Annotated in this window: 17 protein-coding genes and 1 other RNA gene; 4 read left to right on the top strand and 14 right to left on the bottom strand. The window is 50.3% G+C overall.

The annotated features are described in order from the left end of the window. Positions 1 to 133 precede the first annotated feature (133 nt). Positions 134 to 508, top strand: a transfer-messenger RNA (tmRNA) gene (ssrA, locus tag WBJ53_RS18800). 467 nt (positions 509 to 975) lie between these two features. Here ssrA and WBJ53_RS18795 read toward each other — a convergent pair. Beyond that, positions 976 to 2,214, bottom strand: a complete 1,239-nt coding sequence (locus WBJ53_RS18795) for an ice-binding family protein (RefSeq protein ID WP_338868927.1) — start codon at positions 2,212 to 2,214, stop codon at positions 976 to 978. A gap of 503 nt (positions 2,215 to 2,717) precedes the next feature. Here WBJ53_RS18795 and WBJ53_RS18790 point away from each other — a divergent pair. From WBJ53_RS18790 to WBJ53_RS18780, 3 genes are all read left to right on the top strand, one after another. Continuing rightward, positions 2,718 to 2,954, top strand: coding sequence for a hypothetical protein (locus WBJ53_RS18790; RefSeq protein ID WP_338868925.1), 237 nt, complete (start codon positions 2,718 to 2,720; stop codon positions 2,952 to 2,954). Positions 2,955 to 3,334: 380 nt separating this feature from the next. Beyond that, on the top strand, positions 3,335 to 3,955 hold the full coding sequence (locus WBJ53_RS18785; protein ID WP_338868923.1) for a hypothetical protein: 621 nt from the start codon (positions 3,335 to 3,337) through the stop codon (positions 3,953 to 3,955). Between the two features lie 49 nt (positions 3,956 to 4,004). Next, positions 4,005 to 4,427, top strand: coding sequence for a DUF1810 domain-containing protein (locus WBJ53_RS18780; RefSeq protein WP_338868921.1), 423 nt, complete (start codon positions 4,005 to 4,007; stop codon positions 4,425 to 4,427). Positions 4,428 to 4,478: 51 nt separating this feature from the next. On the opposite strand, the gene WBJ53_RS18775 is transcribed toward WBJ53_RS18780, so the two are convergent. The 13 genes from WBJ53_RS18775 to WBJ53_RS18715 form a co-directional block, all read right to left on the bottom strand. After that, a complete protein-coding gene (locus WBJ53_RS18775) occupies positions 4,479 to 4,952 on the bottom strand; it encodes a hypothetical protein (RefSeq protein ID WP_338868919.1) in 474 nt (157 codons plus the stop codon). Positions 4,953 to 5,680: 728 nt separating this feature from the next. Then, entirely contained in the window at positions 5,681 to 8,026 is a 2,346-nt protein-coding gene (locus WBJ53_RS18770; protein WP_338868917.1) for a DPP IV N-terminal domain-containing protein, read from the bottom strand. 393 nt (positions 8,027 to 8,419) lie between these two features. Beyond that, a complete protein-coding gene (locus tag WBJ53_RS18765; protein WP_338868915.1) occupies positions 8,420 to 8,944 on the bottom strand; it encodes a hypothetical protein in 525 nt (174 codons plus the stop codon). Between the two features lie 87 nt (positions 8,945 to 9,031). After that, the gene (locus tag WBJ53_RS18760) at positions 9,032 to 9,829 is read right to left on the bottom strand and encodes a glucosamine-6-phosphate deaminase (RefSeq protein WP_338868913.1); all 798 of its coding nucleotides are present in this window, start codon (positions 9,827 to 9,829) and stop codon (positions 9,032 to 9,034) included. A 76-nt stretch (positions 9,830 to 9,905) separates the two neighbouring features. After that, positions 9,906 to 11,102, bottom strand: a complete 1,197-nt coding sequence (gene nagA / locus WBJ53_RS18755; RefSeq protein WP_338868911.1) for an N-acetylglucosamine-6-phosphate deacetylase — start codon at positions 11,100 to 11,102, stop codon at positions 9,906 to 9,908. After that, on the bottom strand, positions 11,102 to 12,418 hold the full coding sequence (locus WBJ53_RS18750) for a sugar MFS transporter (protein WP_338868909.1): 1,317 nt from the start codon (positions 12,416 to 12,418) through the stop codon (positions 11,102 to 11,104). The genes nagA and WBJ53_RS18750 overlap by 1 nt, the downstream gene beginning before the upstream one ends. A gap of 88 nt (positions 12,419 to 12,506) precedes the next feature. After that, positions 12,507 to 13,874, bottom strand: coding sequence for a Gfo/Idh/MocA family oxidoreductase (locus WBJ53_RS18745; RefSeq protein ID WP_338868907.1), 1,368 nt, complete (start codon positions 13,872 to 13,874; stop codon positions 12,507 to 12,509). Between the two features lie 26 nt (positions 13,875 to 13,900). Continuing rightward, positions 13,901 to 14,245: a high-potential iron-sulfur protein gene (locus WBJ53_RS18740; protein ID WP_338868905.1), complete on the bottom strand. Its 345-nt coding sequence runs from the start codon at positions 14,243 to 14,245 to the stop codon at positions 13,901 to 13,903. A 63-nt stretch (positions 14,246 to 14,308) separates the two neighbouring features. Beyond that, positions 14,309 to 16,294: a PVC-type heme-binding CxxCH protein gene (locus tag WBJ53_RS18735; RefSeq protein WP_338868903.1), complete on the bottom strand. Its 1,986-nt coding sequence runs from the start codon at positions 16,292 to 16,294 to the stop codon at positions 14,309 to 14,311. Positions 16,295 to 16,336: 42 nt separating this feature from the next. Further along, positions 16,337 to 17,656 (bottom strand): hypothetical protein, encoded by a 1,320-nt coding sequence (locus WBJ53_RS18730; protein ID WP_338868901.1) that lies wholly within the window; start codon positions 17,654 to 17,656, stop codon positions 16,337 to 16,339. 17 nt (positions 17,657 to 17,673) lie between these two features. Then, on the bottom strand, positions 17,674 to 19,035 hold the full coding sequence (locus tag WBJ53_RS18725) for a neutral/alkaline non-lysosomal ceramidase N-terminal domain-containing protein (protein WP_338868899.1): 1,362 nt from the start codon (positions 19,033 to 19,035) through the stop codon (positions 17,674 to 17,676). Next, positions 19,032 to 20,447 carry a DegT/DnrJ/EryC1/StrS family aminotransferase gene (locus tag WBJ53_RS18720; RefSeq protein WP_338868897.1) on the bottom strand — a complete coding sequence of 472 codons (1,416 nt, stop codon included), beginning with the start codon at positions 20,445 to 20,447 and terminating at the stop codon, positions 19,032 to 19,034. Before WBJ53_RS18720 ends, WBJ53_RS18725 begins: the two co-directional genes overlap by 4 nt. Positions 20,448 to 20,539: 92 nt before the next feature. Next, the gene (locus WBJ53_RS18715; protein ID WP_338868895.1) at positions 20,540 to 21,547 is read right to left on the bottom strand and encodes a Gfo/Idh/MocA family oxidoreductase; all 1,008 of its coding nucleotides are present in this window, start codon (positions 21,545 to 21,547) and stop codon (positions 20,540 to 20,542) included. Positions 21,548 to 21,560 lie beyond the last annotated feature (13 nt).

The following is a 21,560-nucleotide window of genomic DNA, read 5'->3' as shown; positions in this document are numbered from 1 at the left end:
TAACCACATAACTAGCTAAAGGCGAATTAGTTTATTAAAGTTAGTACAGAAGTGAGGGAATGTGTACACCACAAACTGAACCAAACCAATTTTTTTCAGGTTTACTGATACACGCCCACAGTGGGAGTCAGTTGGGGACGACCGGAATTGACAGCTTGCTGAGGTCGCGTGTAAGCATGCCGGGAGTTGGCGGAATTTCCCGACCCGAACAAATCGTCAAAACAATAACTGGCGAGTATAACTACGCCATGGCTGCCTAATCCGGAGGATTAAGCAATAGCCATTGTCTCCCCGGCCTACGTGCTGCTGGCTGGATCAGGAGGCATCGACTCGCAGCGCTGGCTCGGTTTATGGTGTTAACGGCCGAGTGAGAAACAAGCACCTACGGATGAGGTTTGGTTTGGTACACACCGGACCGATTCCCGACAATCCTAAGGGTACCTAAGCATGTAGAAAGCACGACGGTTTCCTTGACTGGACGAGAGTTCGAATCTCTCCGTCTCCACAAAAAAGTAAAAACCCCCGAAATCTGGTTGATTTCGGGGGTTTTGTTCTTAGCCATAGCAGGGTAACAATTCCAGCTATACTACACCAATCGTTGTCGGCAGGGTAAATTTATTTACTTATGTGAGTAACTAGTTGACGAGTATTTGGTAAGCTTGCCAGAAAACGCTGGGTCAATTTTTTACGCAACGTGTTGACCGTTCCTATTGTAATCGCTGATTCCATATGGATGTTTACCCGAAAGTACCACCAAATCCATCGGTGTTTGACCCCGTCTTCAAGGTGAGTTTCTTAATATTTCCCAAGCCCTGGAGCGTAGGAGTTTGATACGCCTTTTTGGGCGAACTGTTTGGTATATGTTTAGATTTTGTTTTCATCTGTTAAGAAGTTAACATGGGTGAAATCCACAACTGATTTGGCAAATAATCCTTGCCGTTCTTCTGTACTGCTATACTAAGCCAATGAACGAATCTATTGAACCACGATTCGATGCTGGCGAGTTTGGCCGCGTTCTTCAACCGTCAGAATATAAACCCCACTTGAAAGTTTGTCCGTTGTCTGTAGTAATAGATTGCCCCCCTGAATGCCTTTTTTTCTGACGGTCTGTAAGCGTCCATCTATGCTATAAAAGCTTAGCCGGGCGCTTTCGGGCTCATCTAGGCGGAGGGTAAAGCTTTCATTACTCACAACTGGGTTTGGAAATGTACCATAAGCTTCATCCCGAAGAATAACCGAAATGGCTGGGAAGACCGTTACTTTTCCATTCAGGTCAGTTTGGCTAAGTCGGTAATAGCTGGTACCTGGGTAAGGAGATGAATCCAGGAGTTGATAGCTTTTCAGCGAATTGTTGTTGGCCGTTTCTGAGCGTATTTCACCAACTGTCTCAAAGAGTACTAAATCTTTTGAGCGCTCAATAAGAAAGCCTTTATTGTTGGTTTCAAGCGAGGTTTTCCAGTTGAGCAAAACGGTTTGGTTCGATTGAGCCATTGCCGTAAACGATAATAGAGCCACAGGCAGAGGAGCCGCTGTTGAATTAGAAACCTGATTTGTGTTTAGATTAATCGCACCAGCAATGGAAAGGCCTCTGCCTTCCAGAGCAGCACCCGTCAATAAGCTAATGGCTCCGTTGGCAAGAATTGTCCCTCTAAACAGAGAACCAAGGCCAATATTGACTGCGCCATCGACTTGAAAATAGACATTGGCAAAGGAAGCTCCATTGGTCAGCAGAATCCCGGATCCGGTGGCAGTTGTTAAGGCTCCAGTCAATTTAATAATAAACACCGCATTCGGATTGCCTTGCCCGTCTAAAGTTAGATTTCCATCTAAAGAGGATGCTCCTGCTGGGCCGCTCTGACAGTAAACGCCTGGAGTAAGCGTCTGCCCTCCTATGTTGGCACTAACCGCCGAGGTACATGACACCCCTGTTAAGGCGGAATAGGCACTAACGACATCAATCGCTACTTGAGCAGAGGTAGCATCAGCAACATGCATTTGTCCCGTAACGGTGCCCGGCGGAAATCCGGTTAATGCACCTGCATCTGTACCAATGTCACCGCTAACGGTAGAAGCGCCCGTATTAGTAAAGGCACCTGTTACCGTAAATAAGGCATAACTGGCGGCTGTTCCCAAATTGGGAGCCTGTGCCCGGCCTACTAGCTGAAATGCTAACAATAAAATACATGTTAAGCTTAAAGGTATAGTCTTTTTCATTTTTTGTATAAATTAAAGTATTCACATATAAGATTTGATTCAATTTTTTTATAAATATAAATATTTAAAATTTAAAAAAATAAAAATAAATTAACTAAAAATGTAAAAAAGTTAACAAAGAAACTAAATTGACCATATTGCATATAACCATTGTGAATTTGAGGAATTTAATGGTAGGAAAAACGCCTATAATAGTCTCTTTACGCCGTTCGGTGAGCCGGTTTAGGGGGAGAAGTCACCCGGATATTAACATAGTTAGTCGATCGCTACTTACTCTTGATAAGTTCGCTCTATTGCCGATACGATTTGGTAAAGCTCTGATAATGAAAAGTTATCGGAGCTTTTTATGTGCAGTCGTGATCTGCTACTATAGGCTGTAGGTATTGAGTGTGAAACCAGGCCGGTTTAAGCACAGAATGGATTGGGATTCCCAGGCGCTTACGTCGATGAGAAAATTGATTAAAAGGGCAGTATTTCGGTCATGAAAGTTGCTTTCGCTCTCCATGATACTATTTTTTATTGCTTTAGGACTACTTGTAGCCCTTGCGTTCATCTATCTATACCGTACCATTAGCTTTAGTGATCGTTGCCCACGCTGTAAACGGTTAGACGAAGAGCGGATTCCCCGAAAAGGGCTGGCGAAAATCCTTTCTTATCTGGTTCCGCTTCGCGCTTACCGATGCCGGAAATGCTGGAATCGGTACATTGTAATCGACCGATCGAAACGTACTGCTTCCTAACGACAGGAATTCCTGGCCAGAGCCTACAGTTCATGCAGCCGATTGGCAAAGAACAGACAAATGAGATAAAAAGGAGGTAAACTCAATAAACGATGCCTGAATATAGCATAAAACAAAGAAGCAGACCCGTAAAACCAGCCTGCTTACCCTAAATCCTATTCTTACATTAATGCGCGAATTAACGCATATTACTGATTTGTTAAAAATCTAATAGACTATCAGTCCCCAAATGCCGATGAATGGATAGACTCAGTCGATAAATGGATCAATGCGTGCGTGGTGTAAGCCGACTGTTAAAAAAAGCTAACAACGGTTAAAAGTCGAAATAGTTTCTGAAAGTCGAAATACCTTTATCGGGAAGCAAGCTCATCTGAAAAGGTATGAAATCTATATTGACGTTTCTGCTCTGCCTGATGGCTCAACAAGCAATTGGGCAACGTTTTCCCGATAGAGTTGATCCTGAAGCCTGGAAACCACCCTACAACCTTGCCGTTCCGGATGGGTGGACTACCGAACGGTTTCCGATTCCTATCGACTTTGCTCCCCAGATTCCATATAAGGGCGTCGAAGAGCTGCGGTTTACGCCCGGCTGGGGGAAACGAACAAGCGCGGAGTATTGGTCTTACGCATACCTCTGGTGGCTCGAAGGGAGTCCGACTATCACGGCGTTGAGCTTACAGGCTAATTTAACGGCATACTACGCCGGATTGGTAAGCCGCAATAGTACCAGCAGGCATGGGTTAACCACTAAAGGGGTTGATACAACAACGCAGCTGAAAAAGATCAGATCGACCGGCGCAGGCGAGGTGTATAGCGGAACTATTGTCATGCTGGATTACATGGCTCAAACACCAATTATCCTGAACTGTCGGATTCATGTGGACAGGTGTCGCGAACAAAACCACACGGCAGTTTTCGTTGAAATATCGCCAAAACCAGCTCAGAATCCTACCTGGAAAAAACTAGATGCGCTATATGGTAGTTTTGTGTGTAAGAAATGAACCGTGCAGCCTACTGCATAACGGACGCGCATCAAACTCCTGACCAGCAATGAACGAAGACTCCGGCTTAAAACGGTTTCTGGACGCTCAGCAGCATGACTATGACCGGGCGCTGGCTGAAATACAAAACGGACGGAAACAAAGTCACTGGATGTGGTATATTTTTCCGCAGATTGCGGGGCTGGGCTTTAGCCATATGGCCCGGTTTTATGCAATTAAAGACCTGACAGAAGCTACTAACTATCTGCACCACCCTGTTTTAGGAAATCGACTTGTCGAAATAGCAGGAGCGCTACTGGCTATTCAGGGCAAAACAGCTTTGCAGATTATGGGCTCGCCCGACGATCTGAAACTACATTCGAGTATGACGCTGTTTAGTTTGGTTGAGGGTGCTGATCCGGTTTTTCAGAACGTGCTGGACATGTATTATAACGGCAAGCCCGATCCACAAACCATCGAGCGAGCTACATGAATGGGTATTGGCTGTTCGTCAATCGTCCAACGAGTCAATGACAACGGGCTCTCACTTATCGGGGGCTTTTAAGGGCTGGAGCGTGAAATAGCTGATCTGGAATTCGCCACCGGATCGGGCCGTAATCGATGCGGCTTCTCTGGCGCTCTCCTGACACTGTTGCTGCCAGTTGGCATCGCCATAGTGAATTGGATATTCGGCGTAGTTATCGGTCTTCTCATCATAAATGCCAATCGTTTCGAGTACATAGCTATGATCGACCGGTGATTCCTTGAAGGTTGTTCCATCGGTAAATGTGATGAGCGAAGCCCCCATTCGTTTTAGCCAGCGTATGTCTAGCAGGTGAGAGCCGGGAGGGAACCGGAGCGTTTCGCCGGATCTGACAACCGCATGATGTTCATAAATAAGGGTGTCGAACCGGTGTGTTGGCAAGGCCGGGAGGGATTGAGCTGGTGCTTTATCCGGCGTGAACAGTAAAACAAGAATCAGTACGTTAAGCCAGCTAATTCCCTGGAGTTTTCTCATAGCGTTACTCGTTGGCATTATAACAGCCAAATCACACTACGAAGTAAAGTGAATCAGAAAACATTGCTACTCTGAACCGACCCACTTTGTAACATTACGGCATTCCGATGGTGGGCTGGTCTTCTATGAGCAGGCATCATTCAGTAAACAAAAATCCCCGTTCTCATCTGGAACGGGGATTTCGCCCACCGTAACTTGTACTTAACCTGATAATTCGGACCCGTTCTGAATAAAGTTGGTTGGAATGCAGTCCTGATTTATTTATTGAAAGCGTAAACCAGCGTCGACTTTGCCCGAAACTCCTCGTTCGTATACTAACCTGCCGGGCATGGTCTGAAGCCTGACCCGCCAGGTAGACTAACAAAACCTGCGGCCTGTCTGGAGCGGGTTTTGTTATAAAATAGGGAGTTGTAGGATGAAAAAATGAATTTGGCTACCAGACAGGGTACCATTTCCTTGAAACGAGACTATATAAGCAGAGTGCTATTAGTACCGTTATGCCACGTCCAAGAAAGTACCCGATTCGAATTGTTGTTGATGGCGAACTAGTCCATGTGAAGCCAGTGGGAGGAGATGTTTTTCGGTCGAAAAAACACGATTACCGGGTGGAATACGATTCCTCTGGAAACTTGATCGGTAAACTGATCAAAAAACGTACAGTTTCTTACTACTGATCAGTAGTATTACGCCGATGGGTTTGCGGCCGTAAACCCATCGGCGTATGTGCGCTAATTTCCAGCCACACGGGGATCGGGTTTCGTTTCCAGCAGAAACTCGTGGGGTGGTTCGGCACCGAGCAGATTTTTTACAAAATAATCCCAGCGTCGACGGGTCATATAAGGCGTATAGCTGCCAAAACCGTGGGCGCTGTTTGGGAAAATGATCAGATCGTAGTCTTTGTTCGCTTTCTCCAGCGCTTCAACAACAAGCAGGGTGTTGTAGGGCGGCACATTATTGTCCAGCATACCATGCGCCAGCATGAGTTTACCTTTCAGGTTTTTGGCATAGTTCTGGTTGGCCTGGGCTTCATAATCCGATGCGGATGTCAGGCCGTTGTAGCGTTCGCCCCAGTCGTCTTCATAGTTTCGGTTGTCGTGGTTACCCGATTCTGAAATGCCGACTTTAAAGAAATCGGGGAAGCGGAACATGGCCGTTGCCGTTGCGAACCCACCGCCCGAGTGCCCCCAGATGCCTACGCGGTTCGTATCGATATAGGCATACCGCTGAGCTAGTTGGCGGATTCCCGTGATCTGATCGGGGAGGGTGTTGGTAGCCATGTTGCCATAGCTCATATCATGAAAACTTTTGGACCGGAGTGGGTTGCTGGTGCCTTCAATCTCTACAACAATAAAGCCTAACTCTGCCAGCGACTGATTGTCTTTTCGGGCGGCAGCAAACGACCAGTTGCCAACACTACCTCCTTGCGGACCGGGGTAAATGTAGTCGACAATGGGGTACTTTTTCGATGGGTCAAGCTTCGTTGGGGTATACATCAGCCCATAAATATCGGTCTTCCCATCGTCGGCTTTTACCATGAAGGGCACTGGAGGATGCCAGCCGGTAGCTGTCAATCGCGAAATATCGGCTTTTTCGAGCGTGCTGATGAGTTTTCCGTCCATATTGCGCAATACAGTGACGGGCGGTACGTCGGGTTTCGAATAACTGTCGACAAAATAATTACCCGAGGGCGAAATCGATACCTGGTGGTTTCCTTCTTCGGGAGTCAGGACGGCAAATCGTTTTCCATCGAATCCGATGCGACACAACTGGCCAAAATACGGATTGACAGCCTGGCGGCCATTGGCCATAAAATACAGCAGCCGGTTTTTTTCGTCAACCTTCAGCAGTTTCGTAACCAGCCAGTCGCCTTTGGTAATCTGGTTTTTCAGTTTGCCCGTTGCGGCATCATACAGATAGAGATGCCCCCAGTTGTCGCGCTCCGAAAACCAGATGAACTCGTTCGACTTGTCGAGATACCGCCAGTTGATGGCTCCCCATCCTGACTCGTATTGAGTCGGTACGGTTTCCTCAAATACCTCGCGAACAGCACCCGTGCTGGCATCGGCCAGCCGAACCTTCTCCTGCTTATGGTCGCGGGAGGTGGAGACAAATGCCAGTTTAGAACCATCTTCAGACCAGTTCACATCGTCGAAGGTTCCACTGCTCGAAATATCGTCGCTCAGGGTAGCCCGGTGTGGGTCAGGTGGAATTTGCAACATGATCACCTTCGGTGCGTCGACGTCGATAATTACCCGCTGAATTGTTGGAATGGCGTTATCGCCGGGTAGCGGATATTTCCACTGCTTGAGGGTTGGTTTGCCCACGTTGGTTGTCACCAGATACATGTCGCTAACTTCCCGCTGGTCCTGCTTAAAGGTCGCAATCTTTTTTGAATCGGGCGACCAGGCCAGAATTGGGCGGTCGCTTGAGCGCCAGCCTGCATTGTCGGTGGCATAGCCGAAATCCCTGCTGCCATCGGTCGTAAGCTGGGTTTCTTTGCCCGTTTGCAGGTCGCGGACCCATAAATTATAGTCTTTAATAAAAGCGGCTCTTTTGTGGTCGGGGGATATAACATCCAGGCCAGCCGCTGCTCCACGCGCAGGCCTGCCGCCTTCGTTGGTATGGGGGCTGGTTGTGGGAGCGGAGTCTGGACTGAGCTGAGCCGACGAAAGGGTATATTCCCAGTGTTTTCCCGCCACCAGAAACGATACCGACTGGTTGTCGGGCGAAAAGCTGATGCTGTTAAACGGTAGTTTGTTGGCCGTATAGGAATTGCCTGTTGCTTTTGACAGGGCGTCGGCCAGTTTCTGATGGTCGAATGCAACGGTACGGGTTCCTTTGGCCGGATCGACCACGATAAACTGAGTACCATTGGCCGTTAAATCGCGGTACCAGAATCGGTCGCCGGGTAGCCAGTTGGGGCGGATGCTGGCATGATCGACCAATTGGTCGGCGTTGGTAGCGAGGAAACGCTGAGCCTGCTCATAGTCGTTTGCCGTTACAGCCGGGCGCTGCTGAGCCTGAGCCGTTATGAGCAGCATAAGCGGTAGGCCCGTTAACAAAAGTTTATTCATAGTTTGTTTGATTACAGCATACAGGTTTACCGATCTGTCTGCCGTGCTGAGGTAGATGAGTGTGAAAACGAACAAGACAACAGAGTATAAGGCTTGATGAAGCCTGGTGACCATACAATTTGGAAAAAACACATTGCCGAAAGATAATACGGAATACGGCTCAATGCCAATTTTTCAGCAGAATTGGCCCTTTGTCGCTGGCTATGAGAATTAACCCAATGACAAAGGCCCAGTATAAAACCAGAAAGCCAGTCTGCATCGGGCAAACTGGCTTTCTTATTTGATCTAACGTATCCCCTACAGGAGAGTATCTTCTTTCAGGAGGATATACGGATAAGTGTTGTGGTTGGGTTGCGTCGACCTGTGTAGATTTATTAAAAGGTGGCTTCGCCATTACTTAACTTTCACGATCTCACCAAAGTAGTTCATAAATACCGTATACTCTGTTGTTTTTTGATCGATGGGATCAATTAACTGCATGGTCAGGGTGATGTATTTCTGGCTGTTGAACGTGGGTTTGTAAGCGACTTTTTGCAAAAGCGATTGATTGATCGATTCGTCGTTTTTGCTGAAATAGAGCAGATCATCTTTGAGCAGCGTCCGTTTGAAAACCCGACTGCCCGACTTTTTAGTAGTCAATACCGTAACGCTATGATTGAAGTAGCAGCCGTTGGTTGTTTGTGTGGTACTGCTGTCCTGTTCCAGGGTCAGGGCCACTTTAATGGGCTTGGCCGATTCCTGATATTCGTCGGCTTTGCCCAGCTTATCGGCCTCGATCACCGATTTACAGTTCTTGGGCTTAGCCGGGGCGGCTGCAACAGAGTCGGAATGGGTTGTGGAAGACTGATCACGGGTTTCGGTTTGGCCGCAGGCTACCAGCAGGCTGGTTACCAGTAGGAGTACACATGCGTTTTTCATGCTGTAAATTTCGTATTTATCCGTCAGTTACACATGCCTTAAGCTGCATATCTTCCGTTCGCTGCTCATTCTGGCAGGCAATGGCAGCTACGGTTGGCTACTTTCTTCGATCCATCTTTGGGCACTATCCTGGTCGATAAACAACTGGGCGTTGGCATGTTGCCGCAAAATGGTTGATGGATACTGTTCTGAAACCCGATCGGTCAGGGTGTGTAGAATGGCCTCTGCTTTGTGTGCGGCAGGAACCATGCAAAATACGGTGGGTGCTTTTACCAATGCCGGAATGGTGAGCGTCAGCGCATATTCGGGGACCTGATCCAGGGTAGCAAAACAGCCGTCGTGAACCTGTTGCATGCGGCTGGTTAAGTCCAGATCGATTTTTTTGATCAGTACCGGGTCATTGAAATCGGCCACGTGCGGGTCGTTGAACGCAATATGGCAGTTTTCGCCGATGCCCATGCACACAATATCAGTAGGAAACTCGTTCAGCAGAGCGTCGTAGCGGGCACATTCTGCTGCCGGATCGTTATTCCCATCGATGTAATAAATAGCCCGTAGCGGTACTTTGCTGAACAATTGATGGTTCAGGTAATTGCCAAATCGCTGGGGCGCATCGTCGGACAGACCAACGTATTCGTCCATATGAAAGGCATTGATACGATTCCAGTCAATGTCTGGCTGAAGGGCCAGAGCATCCAGAAACTCATTCTGCGACGGTGCTGCGGCAAAAACGATATTGACCGTTGGCTGTTTGGCCAGTAAAGTACGTATCGCTTCAGCAGCTTGTATGGCCGCGTTCCCGCCTAGCGCCCGTCGGTTTTCGTATAGGTTTACCATCAGGTGATCGACGCTGAACGAGCGAAGTAACGAATCTTGAGTAGTCATAAATGAAGGGTTTTGGGCGTCATTGATTAGTTGTCATTCGCTATGCGGATTAAATCCGTCACCAGTCTGCCGATGACTATTGACCATTGACGAGTATTGAATTTGCATAGACGAGTTTTCCCCGAACAAAGGTGGCATTGACCCTAAAGTCCTGATCGAACAGGACAATATCAGCATCTTTACCGGTAACCAACGAGCCTTTTCGAGTGTCTACACCCATAATGCGGGCGGGTGTGGTGCTGGCCATCCGAACAGCATCGGGCAACGATACATCGGCTAGTTTTACCATGTTTCTGACGAGCTGGTTCGTGGTGGCAACGCTGCCCGCAAACGCCGTTCGGTCGGGGAGCTTAGCAACACCGTCTTCAACAATAACTGCCAGTCCGTTTTTAAGTGATCCGAGCATACTTTCGCCTTCAGGCATGCCAGCGGCCCGCATGGCGTCGGTAATCAGCGCAATGCGGTCGGGGCCTTTTATTTTGTAGACAAGTTTGAGCAACGGAGCGGGCAGGTGAATACCATCGCCAATGAGTTCAACATCCATATCCAGCAACAGCGCACTCTCGATCGTACCCGCATACCGGAAGGCATTCCGACGTGTAACGCCCGACATGCCCGAGTATAGATGCGTAGCCAGCGAATAGCCATTTTCGTAGGCCGTCAGCACATCGTCGTACAGGGCGTCGGTATGGGCAATAGCCGCTAGTATGCCTTTCTGTCTTAGTCGTTGCCCGAAAGCAATGGCACCATCCAGCTCGGGAGCGGCACTCCAGCGTACAATAGAAGATGAATAACTGAGAATTCGCTCATATTCGGCCGGGTCTGGATGTCGGATGTATCGCGGGTCCTGCGCTCCGCGTTGGCTGAGGGCGAAATAAGGCCCTTCGAGGTGCATACCCAGCAGAGTAGCTCCTTTGGCGTTGACCCGGTTGGCAGCTTCAAAAGCATCCAGTGTTTGTAACAGATCATCCAGTTCGGCCGTGAGCGTAGTCGGAACCAGCGATGTGGTTCCGTAGCGGGCGTGCAGCTCGGCAATACGCAGAAAAGCGTCTTGGGTACCATCCATGAAGTCGGAACCACCTCCGCCATGCACGTGAATATCGATAAAGCCGGGTGCCACAAACTGCCCAGTGGCATCGATTTCAACGGCATCGGGCACATCGACTGCTCGTTCGTGAAGGCCCAGAATGGTGCCATTTTCAAAAACGAGGGTGCCGTTCGGAATTGCCCGGAAGGGTGTAAGAATGGTTCCGTTGGTTAGTTTATAGCGCATCAGATACTCCAGCGTTTGATTTTATGGCCATACAGGGCATAATAAACCAGATACAGATAACAGGGGAAAAGTACCCAGTAGGCCATACGGACATCGAATTTATCGGCAAAATAACCGTAAAACAGGGGCATAATGGCATTGCCGCATAAGCCCATAATCAGGATGGAAGCACCGATTTTGGTGAAACGTCCCAGTCCGTCGAGTGCCAGTGGCCATATGCCCGCCCATACCAGCGAATTGGCCAGGCCCAGCAGCACCACAAACCAGATCGACAGATCGGCCGTATGGCCCAGAAACGTCACCGAACCTTTGGCGAAAATAATAAGGAGCGTGAACACCGTACCGAGCAGCGTACAGAAACGCAGCGCATTGACCTGACTGATAAACCGGGGAATGGTGATGATGCCGATCAGGTAGCCACAAATGGTGCAGGTTAGGGTGTACGACGGAAACGTTTTAGCTTCCAGGAGGTCGATGCCCATCGAGTTGGCATACCCAATCACTGTGTCGATGGCGATGACCTGCGTGCCTACGTGCAGGAAAATAGCAACGGCACCCAGAATCAGGTGGGGAAACTGAAGAATGCTGTTTTTCCCGGCATTGGCGGTGGCAACTTCGGTATTTTCGTGCTCTGTGTCGATCTCCGGCAGTGGAGAGCGGTAGACCAGATAGCCCAAAACGAACAGAAAGGTGCCTAACACACTATAGGGCATGATGACCCGCCGAACCAGTTCGTCGAGGGCTGCCCCGCGTTCAGATGCGCTCATGGTATTGAGTTGAGCAAACAGATCGGTGTCGGTGGGGCGCAGAATAACGGCGGCAAAAATCAACGGAGACAGAATACCGGCGGCTTTATTGCAGATACCCATCATGCTGATTCGCTGGGCAGCCCGCTCTTTCGGTCCAAGGATGGTGATATATGGATTGGTGGCGGTTTGCAGAATTGCCAGCCCGATGCCAATTGTAAACAGACCCAGCAAAAACACCGTGTAGGTGCGGGTCATGGCGGCCGGTACGAAGATAAACGCACCCAGCGCCATAGCCCAGAACCCAACCATCATCCCTTTTTTGAACCCAACGGCCTTGAGTAGATACGACGCCGGAACCGACATGATGAAATAGGCAATGTAGAACGCAAAGGCTACCAGATAGGCCTGAAAACTGGTCAATTCACAGGCAATTTTAAAGTAGGGAATCAGAATGGAATTGACCCACGATATAAAACCAAAGATGAAAAACATCAGCCCGACCAGAAAGATCGAAATGGTGGTTTCCCGCTTGCTAAGCGCACCCGCATCAATGCTTAAAGTTGCCATTCAAATTTTACGTTAATTGGAAATTGGTCATTGGCCTAAACAGGCCTAAAAGGTTTTAAATACCTTTTAGGTCTCATCGGCATAGGTTCTACACCGTCGGCTCCCAGCCCTTCTCATAATCGCGCTGCCAGAACTTAAGCGCGGCTTTGTTGTTTAAAATATGCCCGTTTTTCGAATCGATTTCCAGCGTTCCCCCCGACCTCAGGGCTATGTTGCCGAGCTGACAAAGTAGTGTGCTCTGATGGCCACCCACAATACCCGATGCCAGCGGTGTTCCTTTTTTGATACCATCGACAAAATTTTGAAGGTGAGTGGCATCCAGCGCCTGTGAGGGGTTCATTTTGTTGCGGGGATCGATCGGTAAGTCGTTCTTTACCTCTTTAACGAGTTTATTGTCGAGGTCGAAGATTTTGTAGGCATTGCCACCGCCATATACCAGCGATCCTTTTTCGCCGTAAAACGTAACGCCTACATCGCTGCCCTCAACGGTGCGCCCATTACAGCTACGCCCTTCCCAGGTCATGGCCGTATTGTTGTCGAAGGTAAGGCTGATTACCTGCGTATCGGGCGTTTCCCAGTCGTCGTTGTATCGATAGCGACCGCCCAGCGAAACCACTTTGTTCGGATAGTCAACGCCCAAACCCCAGCGCATCAAATCGAGCATGTGGGTGCCGTTGTTGAGGGCTTCGCCCGTGCCCCAATGCCAGAACCAGTGCCAGTTGTAATGAATGACATTGTCTTTATACGGACGACGTGGAGCCGGACCCTGCCACAGGTCGTAGTTGAGCCATGCCGGAACAGCCGCCTGTTTGCCGATGCCGATGGTAGCCCGGTTGTTGGTATACCAGCCTTTGGCAAAATAAGGTCGGCCAATGGCTCCATTCTGGATGTCCTGAATGGCCAGTTTTACATTGGGCCACGACCGACGCTGATTGCCCATCTGAATCACGTTTTTGTATTTTGCCGCAGCCGCTACCAGCAGTTCGCCCTCGTGCGGATTGTGGCTACAGGGTTTTTCGAGGTAAACGTGTTTGCCTGCTTTGGAGGCCAGAATGGCGGCTGGCGCGTGCCAGTGGTCGGGAGCGGCAATCACGAGTGCATCCATATCCTTGTTGTCGAGGGCTTTTCGAAAATCGGGCTGGTTGCTGGGTTTGCCCGATTGTAGCCCAGCTACGGTCGAAATGGCTTTTTCGGCGGCTCGCGTATCTACGTCGCAAATGGTGGCTACTTCGCAGTTGGGTTGCAGAGCAAAATTGCTCGACAGGGCCAGCCCGCGACTATTGACACCCATGACGCCAACCCTGACTTTTTCATTGGCGCCCAGAATGCGGGCGTAGCTTTGCGGACTGAATCCTGGCAAAATTCCGCCTGCCGACAGGGCGGCAGTGCCGACGAGTGTTTTTCTGATGAATTCGCGACGGGTGTCGGTTGTGGGCTCGTGAGAAGCGTTTTTCATGAAAAAGGCTTTTGATAAACAGATGATTAGTTGCTTTGAGGAGCCCAGTACGTGCAGTAGCCCGTTGTATGAACAGGCCCCTTAAACAACATACACCCGCCACAGGCTTTGCCCGCTTTGGGCGGAAGCCATAGGTTGCAGTTACCACACTTCGATTCGGGCCGGGGCGACTGATCGACGTAGCCTAGCTTTTTGCGGGTTTTCAGGTCGGTTTCGCTAACGCCCGAAAAGTCGGTGCAGGGGTCGATTGCCGTTGCTGATTCCTTGGCATCAGAAGAGCTTTTTGACCGACACCTACTCAGCAACAGCGATAAGCCGAAAACGGATGTTCCCACAGCCATGAATTTTCGTCGTGAATACGATGGATTCATAAATTGGATTTTATATCTATCTCTTAACCGCAGAGAAGGTCTGGCGCTCTTTGCGGTTAAAACCTATACTGTACGCGTCTGGCCTTCTGCCACACCTTTCGAGGCAATGGCTTTCCAATGCGGTTGTTTATCGAATAAGGCCAGTAGTTCGGCGGTTTCGTTACCGCGTTTTCGGGAGCCTATGACAAAGGCGAGATCATGCAGAAAAGCATCCGCATAAGGGGTTTCGGTTTTGAAGATTACGCCATTCTGTACCAACTGCTTAGCCAACGCTACCGACGAGCCCGATTCAGAACTTAAAATGGCTGTTCGGAACCAACGATCCCGACCGTATTTTTCCAGGATACGTGCCAGCGCAGGTACAACAGTTGGAGAAGAAAATTGTCCTAGACTCAAACTCGTCTGAAACACCACCCGTGCCGATGAATCGCTGGCTTTGTCGATCAGTTGCGGTAAACAAGCCGAGAACCGTTCGGCCTGCATCGCGCCATACGCTCTGATCTCCGGTTGTATATCCTGCATACCCTGAACGATCAGACTGGCATCCAGCGCATCCAATCCTTCGAGAACAAAAAAAGCATGGAGCCGGGCCTGAGAATCAGGGTGTTTCGCTGCCATTGTTCGTAGGGCTGGAATTGTCGATTTATCCTGTTTTTCGAGCAACAACCGATGTGCCTGCAACCGCCACCACTGGTTCGGATGGGCGAGTAAGGGAATCAGTTCGGCGCTGGATTTGCTGCGTAGTTTTGGCCGAACAGTAGCCGCGTTATGGGTTTTTGGCGCTATGCGATAAATCCGTCCCTGTGTGCGGCCATTCGTAAAATCCATTTCTTCTTTAAGATCGTCGGGGATGGCCGTTGGGGTTTCAATATGTTGCCGATACATATCGATCACGTATAGGCAACCATCGGGCCCGACCGTAAAATTGACTGGTCGAAACCAGGGATCGGTAGATGCCAGAAACTCATGTTCTTTTTCCTGACTTCCCCGACTGGCAACAAATGCAGGGCTGGTGGGCGAAGTGGTGAGCACATCGCGGTGTACCAGATTACCGGCTACATCGCCCGTGAAAACAGAACCATAATACTCCTTTGGCAAACCATCTCCACCGTAAAACGTGCCACCTGAAGCGCCCGTAAAATGATCGTCGGCATATTCTTTCCGGTCGAGGTTGGCTTCGGCAAACTGTTGGTTGCGTCGTTTTGTGCGTTCGGCCCGCCAATACGGAGCGGGGGTTTCCTGAACCATAATGGGGGCATGGTCCGAAATATTGACAGTTGCTTCAACGGCAGGCAGATGCTTGTGCCGATATAGATACCGGGCGGGAATTGGTGCCTGCTGTATATGTAGGCTGTTTTCGGTGAAGAAGCGGTTGCCCCAGTTATCGATGGCGAGGCCAAACTGGCCGTTGCTGGATTCGATTTCAAACTGCCCCCGGTCGAGCCGGAACCGAAAATCACCCCCTTTCACCGAAACAGCGGGTGCTTTCGGGTTTCGCATAAACCGGATTTCGCCTTCCCGACCAGTATTGGATGCATATATCCAGTTATCGATACTGTAGCGCAAGTTGGTGATCTGTGCTTCGGAATTATCGGCAAAGAATCCCGTAAAAAGCACTTCTCTGATGTCGGCCCGATGGTCGCCCGTCGTATCTTTCAGAAACCAGATGCTGGGCGCAGCCGTCACCAGCAGGCCGCCCTGCCAGGGTAAAATGCTGGTCGCTTCCGACAGATTATCGGCAAAAACGAGCGACGAATCCATCCGTCCGTCGCCGTTGGTATCGGTCAACATCCGAATGGTACCGTTCCATTGGCCGTTTTCGGGTTTAGTCGGGTAATCGGGCATTTCAACAACAAAAGCATTGCCCTCTTCATCGAAGGCCATCTCAACGGGGTCGAGCACCTGCGGTTCGGCGGCAAAGATGCTTACGCCCAATTGTTCGTCGGCAAGGGTAAAGCTATTGAGGGCATCGTCGGGCGATAACGCGTCTTTGTAATGCGAGCAGGACAGGCATAAACCCGTAACCAGTAGCAAACCAAACCATTTCATAGTGACTATTTTTTTGACAGGATTTACAGGGGTGTAATCCTGCTAATTCTGTAAATCCTGTCGAAAACAAATCTTGATCAAGTCCTGAATCTCGTGTCCATCGTGCTCAAACCGGGCCAGTGTATAGACCGACCCATCTGTACCGATAGCAATGGAATTGACGTAGGTTGGGCGATTGCCGTCGGCGTAAAAAATGGGGCCGTGGTCGGTATAGCGTTGTGTTGGTAAGTGGAACGTTACCAGATGCAGATTCTCCAGTCCTTTGGCGGCTCCTTTCGCAATCTGGTCGGCACCTTTCACCCGTTTTCCGTCGATGTAGATAGGGCCACCCGTCAGGTAGTAAATGGTCTGTTGATCGGGGCCGGGCTGAAATCCCAGATAGCCGTAGCTAAACTGATCGAACATACCGCTTTTGCGCGACGGCTCCGAGGTAAGTCGTTCTACGAGTTCGATTGTGGCCTGTTCGGGATCGAAACGGAACAGATAGCCCGAGTTACCGTGAATGCCGTAGGCTACCTGCTCGGGCGCATACCAGAAAATTTTGCGCCAGTTGTAGCCCATGCTGCCGGGGTGTTTGGGGTCGTACTGACCAAAATAATCGAGCCGAAGATCGACTCCATCCACTTTTTTCAGCGATTCGCTGCCGGGTCGATACGAGAGAATATCGCCTTCTGAGGTAGACAGATAAACCGTTCCGTCGCGTGGATCGACAACCATCGACCGGCATAAAACCCGGTAGTCGTCGCCCACGTTTCCTGCTTCACCTTTAGCCGAAACGAGTCCGAGGTTTTGGAGCGTATCTGCCTTGATATCGTAGTCGATAAAATAGCCCATTGGCCAGGTGATGCCATAGAGATGGTCGCGCTCCCGGTCGATGGTCATGGTTAGAATGCCTTCGCCCTCAGGAGCAATGGCCAGGTTTTCGAAAGTCCCCGTTGCCAGATCGTAGGACAGAAAATGGCCCCCAGGATACAGGTTTTTGCCATCGGGGGCCTGCTGAGGTAACCGCTCCATACCGTCGATCATCTCGTAGACACCGATGTGTGTGGCAAAATACAGCTTTCCCTTGCTTTCGTAGAACCGCACGTGGCTCTTGCCCTGTGGAATGGCATTCGCATTGGCTTCTTCGCAGAGGGCGGTCAGATCGGCCAGCCACTGTGTTTTATCCGTAATGGGATCATAGACATAAAGTTGGCCGCCCTGGTCGTAGGATTCAGAGCAGAGTACGTAGTAGATTTTACCGTCGCTGGCGGCCGTAATGGCGTTATAGGTATCGTGTGCCAGCGGAAAGCCCGAATAATAGGGCGTTGCGGTTAACGACGCAGGTGCTAAAACCAGACGGGCTGTATGAAGATGGGACATGGTAATCTTGTGTCGATTTATTTGCTTACGGGAATGCCCACTTCTTCAGCGAGCCGGTTTATTTCGTCGTAGATTAGATTCGGGACCGATGATGCCCAGACGCTCGGCAGGCCATAGACCATCTGAGACGAAGCTCCTTCGTAGCCACCTTCCTGCAAAATGGTAGCGGAAGGGATATAGCCCATGACATCGTTGTTGTAACCCATCACGAAAATGTCAGGCCCGAAGCGTTTTTTGCAGACCAGTGCATACTCGATAACCAACTCACCGCCAAAACTCAGAATTGGCTGATTGCCCAACTGCCAGATTTGCAACGGGTAAGGATAACTCCTGACAAACGGTTTGCCCCGTTTCTGTTCGGCAAGCAGGCGAGTTGCCCAGCGTTTGAGGTAAGGTGTTGTCTCGCTGGCGGTTTTGCGTAGTTCGGCTTCGGTTGGTGGAGCTGAGAGCGGAAGTTCGATTTCGGAATAAGCGGTTTTGAGATGTGGTTCGAGGGGGCGCATCGGCTCTTCCAGTACCCGATCTACGGCAGCCGCCAATTCGCGCCCGTACTGCCGGGCAAGCGACACCGTTCGGCGGGGGAGTGGATTCTGATCGCCAGCGGCACCCTGAAAAAACAGGGCCGTTGTTCCGGGATGCGCTTTCTCCAGTTCGATCTGCGCAAATCCTGCGTAATCCCCCGACCACTGGTATAGGTCGAGCACCGTTGGGTGGCAGGCATAGCCAAACACAATGGCTTTCAACTTGCCGGTTGCGGTCGTGATCTTAATGACCGGAACGGCATAATCGTTAGGGCCTTTCAGTTCGGTCTGTTCCAGCAAAGCTCCTTCTTTGTTGTTGCGCCGATTTACCTGAAAGCGCGTTACACCGTTCTGAGCAGCCAATGAAACGGGTTCCAACTGCTTTAGGGCATTGCCCACCAGCATTACAAGCTGATCTTCCAGCCATCGGGTATAGCGGTCAATGATGGCCTGCTGACTGGCATCCAGCGGATAAATATCCTGCAACGCATGGCCTAGCACTGGCCCCGAATGCGTGTGCGAACTGTTCAGAATGATCTGGGCTTTTGAGAGACCGTATTGTTTCTTCAGGCGTTCCCGAATGGGGTCCGACAGGTCTTTCGGAAACCCCAGCATATCGGTCGTAACCAAGACCGCCCGCTGGCCCGATTCGTCTTCCAGCACTAGTGCTTTTGCCCATAAATCGTGGAGTTTCCCGTCGGATGGGTGCGTACGGGACGCATAGCCCGCCAGCCATTGTGGTTCTTTGGGCGTAATAATCTCTTTGGCTACCCCCGCTTTCCAGCCTTTTGACCAGACCGATCCTGCCATCAAACTCAGCAGCAGTAGACTACCGACGAACCAACGTATGTATTTCATTTCTGACTTAGCAGTTTATCCGCATTGGCGTGAATTTTTTCGATGGCACTGGCAATTTCATCCATGTCCGATTGGGAGCCGAGCAGCATGTTCTGGGTGAACCAGACCGCTTCTTCGTTGCAGAGTCGGTCGTTTTGCGGGCAGTGATTTCGTTCAACATAAGTCCTGAAGCTGAGCATTTCTTTCGGATACATCTTCTGGAAATTCTTCGACTGAAAGGCATCGTTCAGATACGGCATGTTGTTGAGCGTAGCGTATCCCTTCGAGCAGGGAATGCCTTCGGCAGTCAGGGCTTTCAGAAACACCTCGCGCGAAAGTCCTTTGAAGGCTTCTTTCTGGTAGCGGAACGGGAACAGGTGAAATGCCCCGCGGGTAACGCTGTCGTATAGTTTGTAGGGAACAATACCCGGAATGTGCCTGATCTTGTTTTTCAGATAAGCCGCATTGGTGTTGCGGGTCGTGGTTTCGGCATCGAGCCGTTTCAGTTGCGCCAGACCAATGGCGGCCTGGTATTCGGTCAGCCGAAGTTTAGTGCCCTGGATGAGCGTTCCGGTTCCGATGGCTCCGGCAACGGTGCCGTATGGGTTGCCGTAGTTGTGGTATGAAAAACAGCGATCCATAAATGCTTCGTCGTTGCTGACAATGGCTCCCCCTTCGCCAATGGCCAGGTTTTTCGAGTTCTGGAAACTGAAACAACCCGCATGGCCAAACGTACCTACTTTCTGATGATTGATTTCGGCCAGGTGCGCCTGACAGGCATCTTCAATAACGACCAGATTGTGTTTTTTCGCAATGGACAGAATCTGCGGCATATTGGCCGGAAGTCCCAGAATATGAACGGGCAGAATGGCTTTGGTGCGTGGGGTTATTTTAGCTTCAATCTTGGCCGGGTCGATCTGAAACGTTTCAGGGTCGACATCGACAAACACAGGCATAGCCCCATTGGCCAGTATAGGGGCAACCGTGCCGATAAACGTGTAGGGTGGCACCAATACCTCATCGCCACCCCGGATGTTAAGCTGGGCCAGCGCTGTTATGATCGCATTGGTGCCATTGACAACCGCCAGCGACCGTTTGGCTCCGACGGTTGAGGCCCACCTGGTTTCAAATTCGCTAACAACCTTGTCGCGCGACCAGATTCCACTCCGAATCACTTCCAGCAACAGTTTCTCGTCCTGTTCGGGTTTCCAGAGCGGCCAGGCAGGCCAGTCTTTCGTTCGGACGGGTTTTCCACCCAGAAGGGCAGGCGGCTCGGTTACCAAAAATGAGGTAGAGCGGATGGGCATGGCCGACGAAGTCGCTGCTGCTTTGGGTGGTTTATTGGTTAAAAAAGAGGGGGTTAGCACTGCGCCCAGACCCGTTAGCGAGTTTCGCCAGATGAATTCACGTCTTGAGTAGTTCTTATGTGCCATAGGGGTAATGATCTAAAGGTCTGTTAAGGGAAATAGGCCATTGGTCATCTGGCATTGGGAGTGAAATCAATATACTAATCTCCAATGACCGCTTATTGCTTTGCCTTCGCCAGCACGCTTTCCAGTGTAACGGGGGCTCCTCCGCGTCGTTTGCTTTCGTCGGCAGCTTCCATAAAGGCAAAAATCTCAATGGTTTCGTCGGGCGATACGGGAACCTGTCCAGTTTCGAAATAGTGGATAATGTCGTCCAGCAAAGGCTCGTAACCACCATAAGGCCCTAAAATGAGATTTCCCGATTTGGTGAAGACCGTTCCGCCGTAGTCGTGTTTGCCCGTACGTGTACCCCGAACGGTGCCTACGCGCCCATCAGCCCAGGTGCCTACGATAATGTCTGTACCGTCGGTATGCACCCGCACCACCTGTTTGCACCCCGTTCCCATGACCGTATAGAGTGTTTCGACTCCATGGATGCCATACCAGAAAAAATCGGGGTGGGTTTTTTCGAGTACGGCCGGACTAAAAGTGTCGGCACCAACCACCTGGCTTTTATCGACTTTTTCGATACCCTTGATGTGCCGAAGCGACGAAGCGGAAAACAAGGGGATGTTGTATTTTTTTGATGCATCGAAAATGGCGATAGCATCCGTTAGAGAGGCCGCAATAGGCTTGTCGATAAAGACACGTTTCCCCGCTTTAAGTACCTGTAAGGCCTGTTCGCGGTGGAGTCGGCCATCGTTGGTTTCGAGCAGGACAACGTCCACTTTTTTGAGCAGATCGGCAATTGAATCAACGATTTCGACATTTAGCTTTTTCACTTCGTCGGTATAGGCCGGAATCCGCGACGTACTGCTTTCAATGTCTTTGCTCCCCTGCGGGTAAGCGGCCACTACTTTATAGCTCAGAAACCGGTCGCCAGCATCGGGACCGTTCAGCGCTTTGGTAAAAGCGGTGCTATGCGACGTATCGAGCCCAATAATGCCCACTCGTTTCCCCGTTGCCGCTGAGGGCTTAGGCAGGATAAACTCAGGGCCCAGGAGCAGAGCGGTGCTGGCCTGTGCGGTTTGCTTCAAAAATGTTCTTCGACTAGGTGATGGGTTCATAGATGTAGGTTTT

It is taken from the genome of Spirosoma sp. SC4-14 (assembly GCF_037201965.1).
Taxonomy (GTDB): Bacteria; Bacteroidota; Bacteroidia; order Cytophagales; family Spirosomataceae; genus Spirosoma.
Note: the sequence above shows the minus strand (reverse complement) of the source record. Positions and strands in the feature narration are given on the sequence as shown.

Bases quoted from the DNA above. Each gene is read 5' to 3' on its own strand.
- WBJ53_RS18795 (WP_338868927.1), bottom strand. From the start codon at position 2,214: ATGAAAAAGACTATACCTTTAAGCTTAACATGTATTTTATTGTTAGCA.
- WBJ53_RS18790 (WP_338868925.1), top strand. From the start codon at position 2,718: ATGATACTATTTTTTATTGCTTTAGGACTACTTGTAGCCCTTGCGTTC.
- WBJ53_RS18785 (WP_338868923.1), top strand. From the start codon at position 3,335: ATGAAATCTATATTGACGTTTCTGCTCTGCCTGATGGCTCAACAAGCA.
- WBJ53_RS18780 (WP_338868921.1), top strand. From the start codon at position 4,005: ATGAACGAAGACTCCGGCTTAAAACGGTTTCTGGACGCTCAGCAGCAT.
- WBJ53_RS18775 (WP_338868919.1), bottom strand. From the start codon at position 4,952: ATGAGAAAACTCCAGGGAATTAGCTGGCTTAACGTACTGATTCTTGTT.
- WBJ53_RS18770 (WP_338868917.1), bottom strand. From the start codon at position 8,026: ATGAATAAACTTTTGTTAACGGGCCTACCGCTTATGCTGCTCATAACG.
- WBJ53_RS18765 (WP_338868915.1), bottom strand. From the start codon at position 8,944: ATGAAAAACGCATGTGTACTCCTACTGGTAACCAGCCTGCTGGTAGCC.
- WBJ53_RS18760 (WP_338868913.1), bottom strand. From the start codon at position 9,829: ATGACTACTCAAGATTCGTTACTTCGCTCGTTCAGCGTCGATCACCTG.
- nagA (WP_338868911.1), bottom strand. From the start codon at position 11,102: ATGCGCTATAAACTAACCAACGGAACCATTCTTACACCCTTCCGGGCA.
- WBJ53_RS18750 (WP_338868909.1), bottom strand. From the start codon at position 12,418: ATGGCAACTTTAAGCATTGATGCGGGTGCGCTTAGCAAGCGGGAAACC.
- WBJ53_RS18745 (WP_338868907.1), bottom strand. From the start codon at position 13,874: ATGAAAAACGCTTCTCACGAGCCCACAACCGACACCCGTCGCGAATTC.
- WBJ53_RS18740 (WP_338868905.1), bottom strand. From the start codon at position 14,245: ATGAATCCATCGTATTCACGACGAAAATTCATGGCTGTGGGAACATCC.
- WBJ53_RS18735 (WP_338868903.1), bottom strand. From the start codon at position 16,294: ATGAAATGGTTTGGTTTGCTACTGGTTACGGGTTTATGCCTGTCCTGC.
- WBJ53_RS18730 (WP_338868901.1), bottom strand. From the start codon at position 17,656: ATGTCCCATCTTCATACAGCCCGTCTGGTTTTAGCACCTGCGTCGTTA.
- WBJ53_RS18725 (WP_338868899.1), bottom strand. From the start codon at position 19,035: ATGAAATACATACGTTGGTTCGTCGGTAGTCTACTGCTGCTGAGTTTG.
- WBJ53_RS18720 (WP_338868897.1), bottom strand. From the start codon at position 20,447: ATGGCACATAAGAACTACTCAAGACGTGAATTCATCTGGCGAAACTCG.
- WBJ53_RS18715 (WP_338868895.1), bottom strand. From the start codon at position 21,547: ATGAACCCATCACCTAGTCGAAGAACATTTTTGAAGCAAACCGCACAG.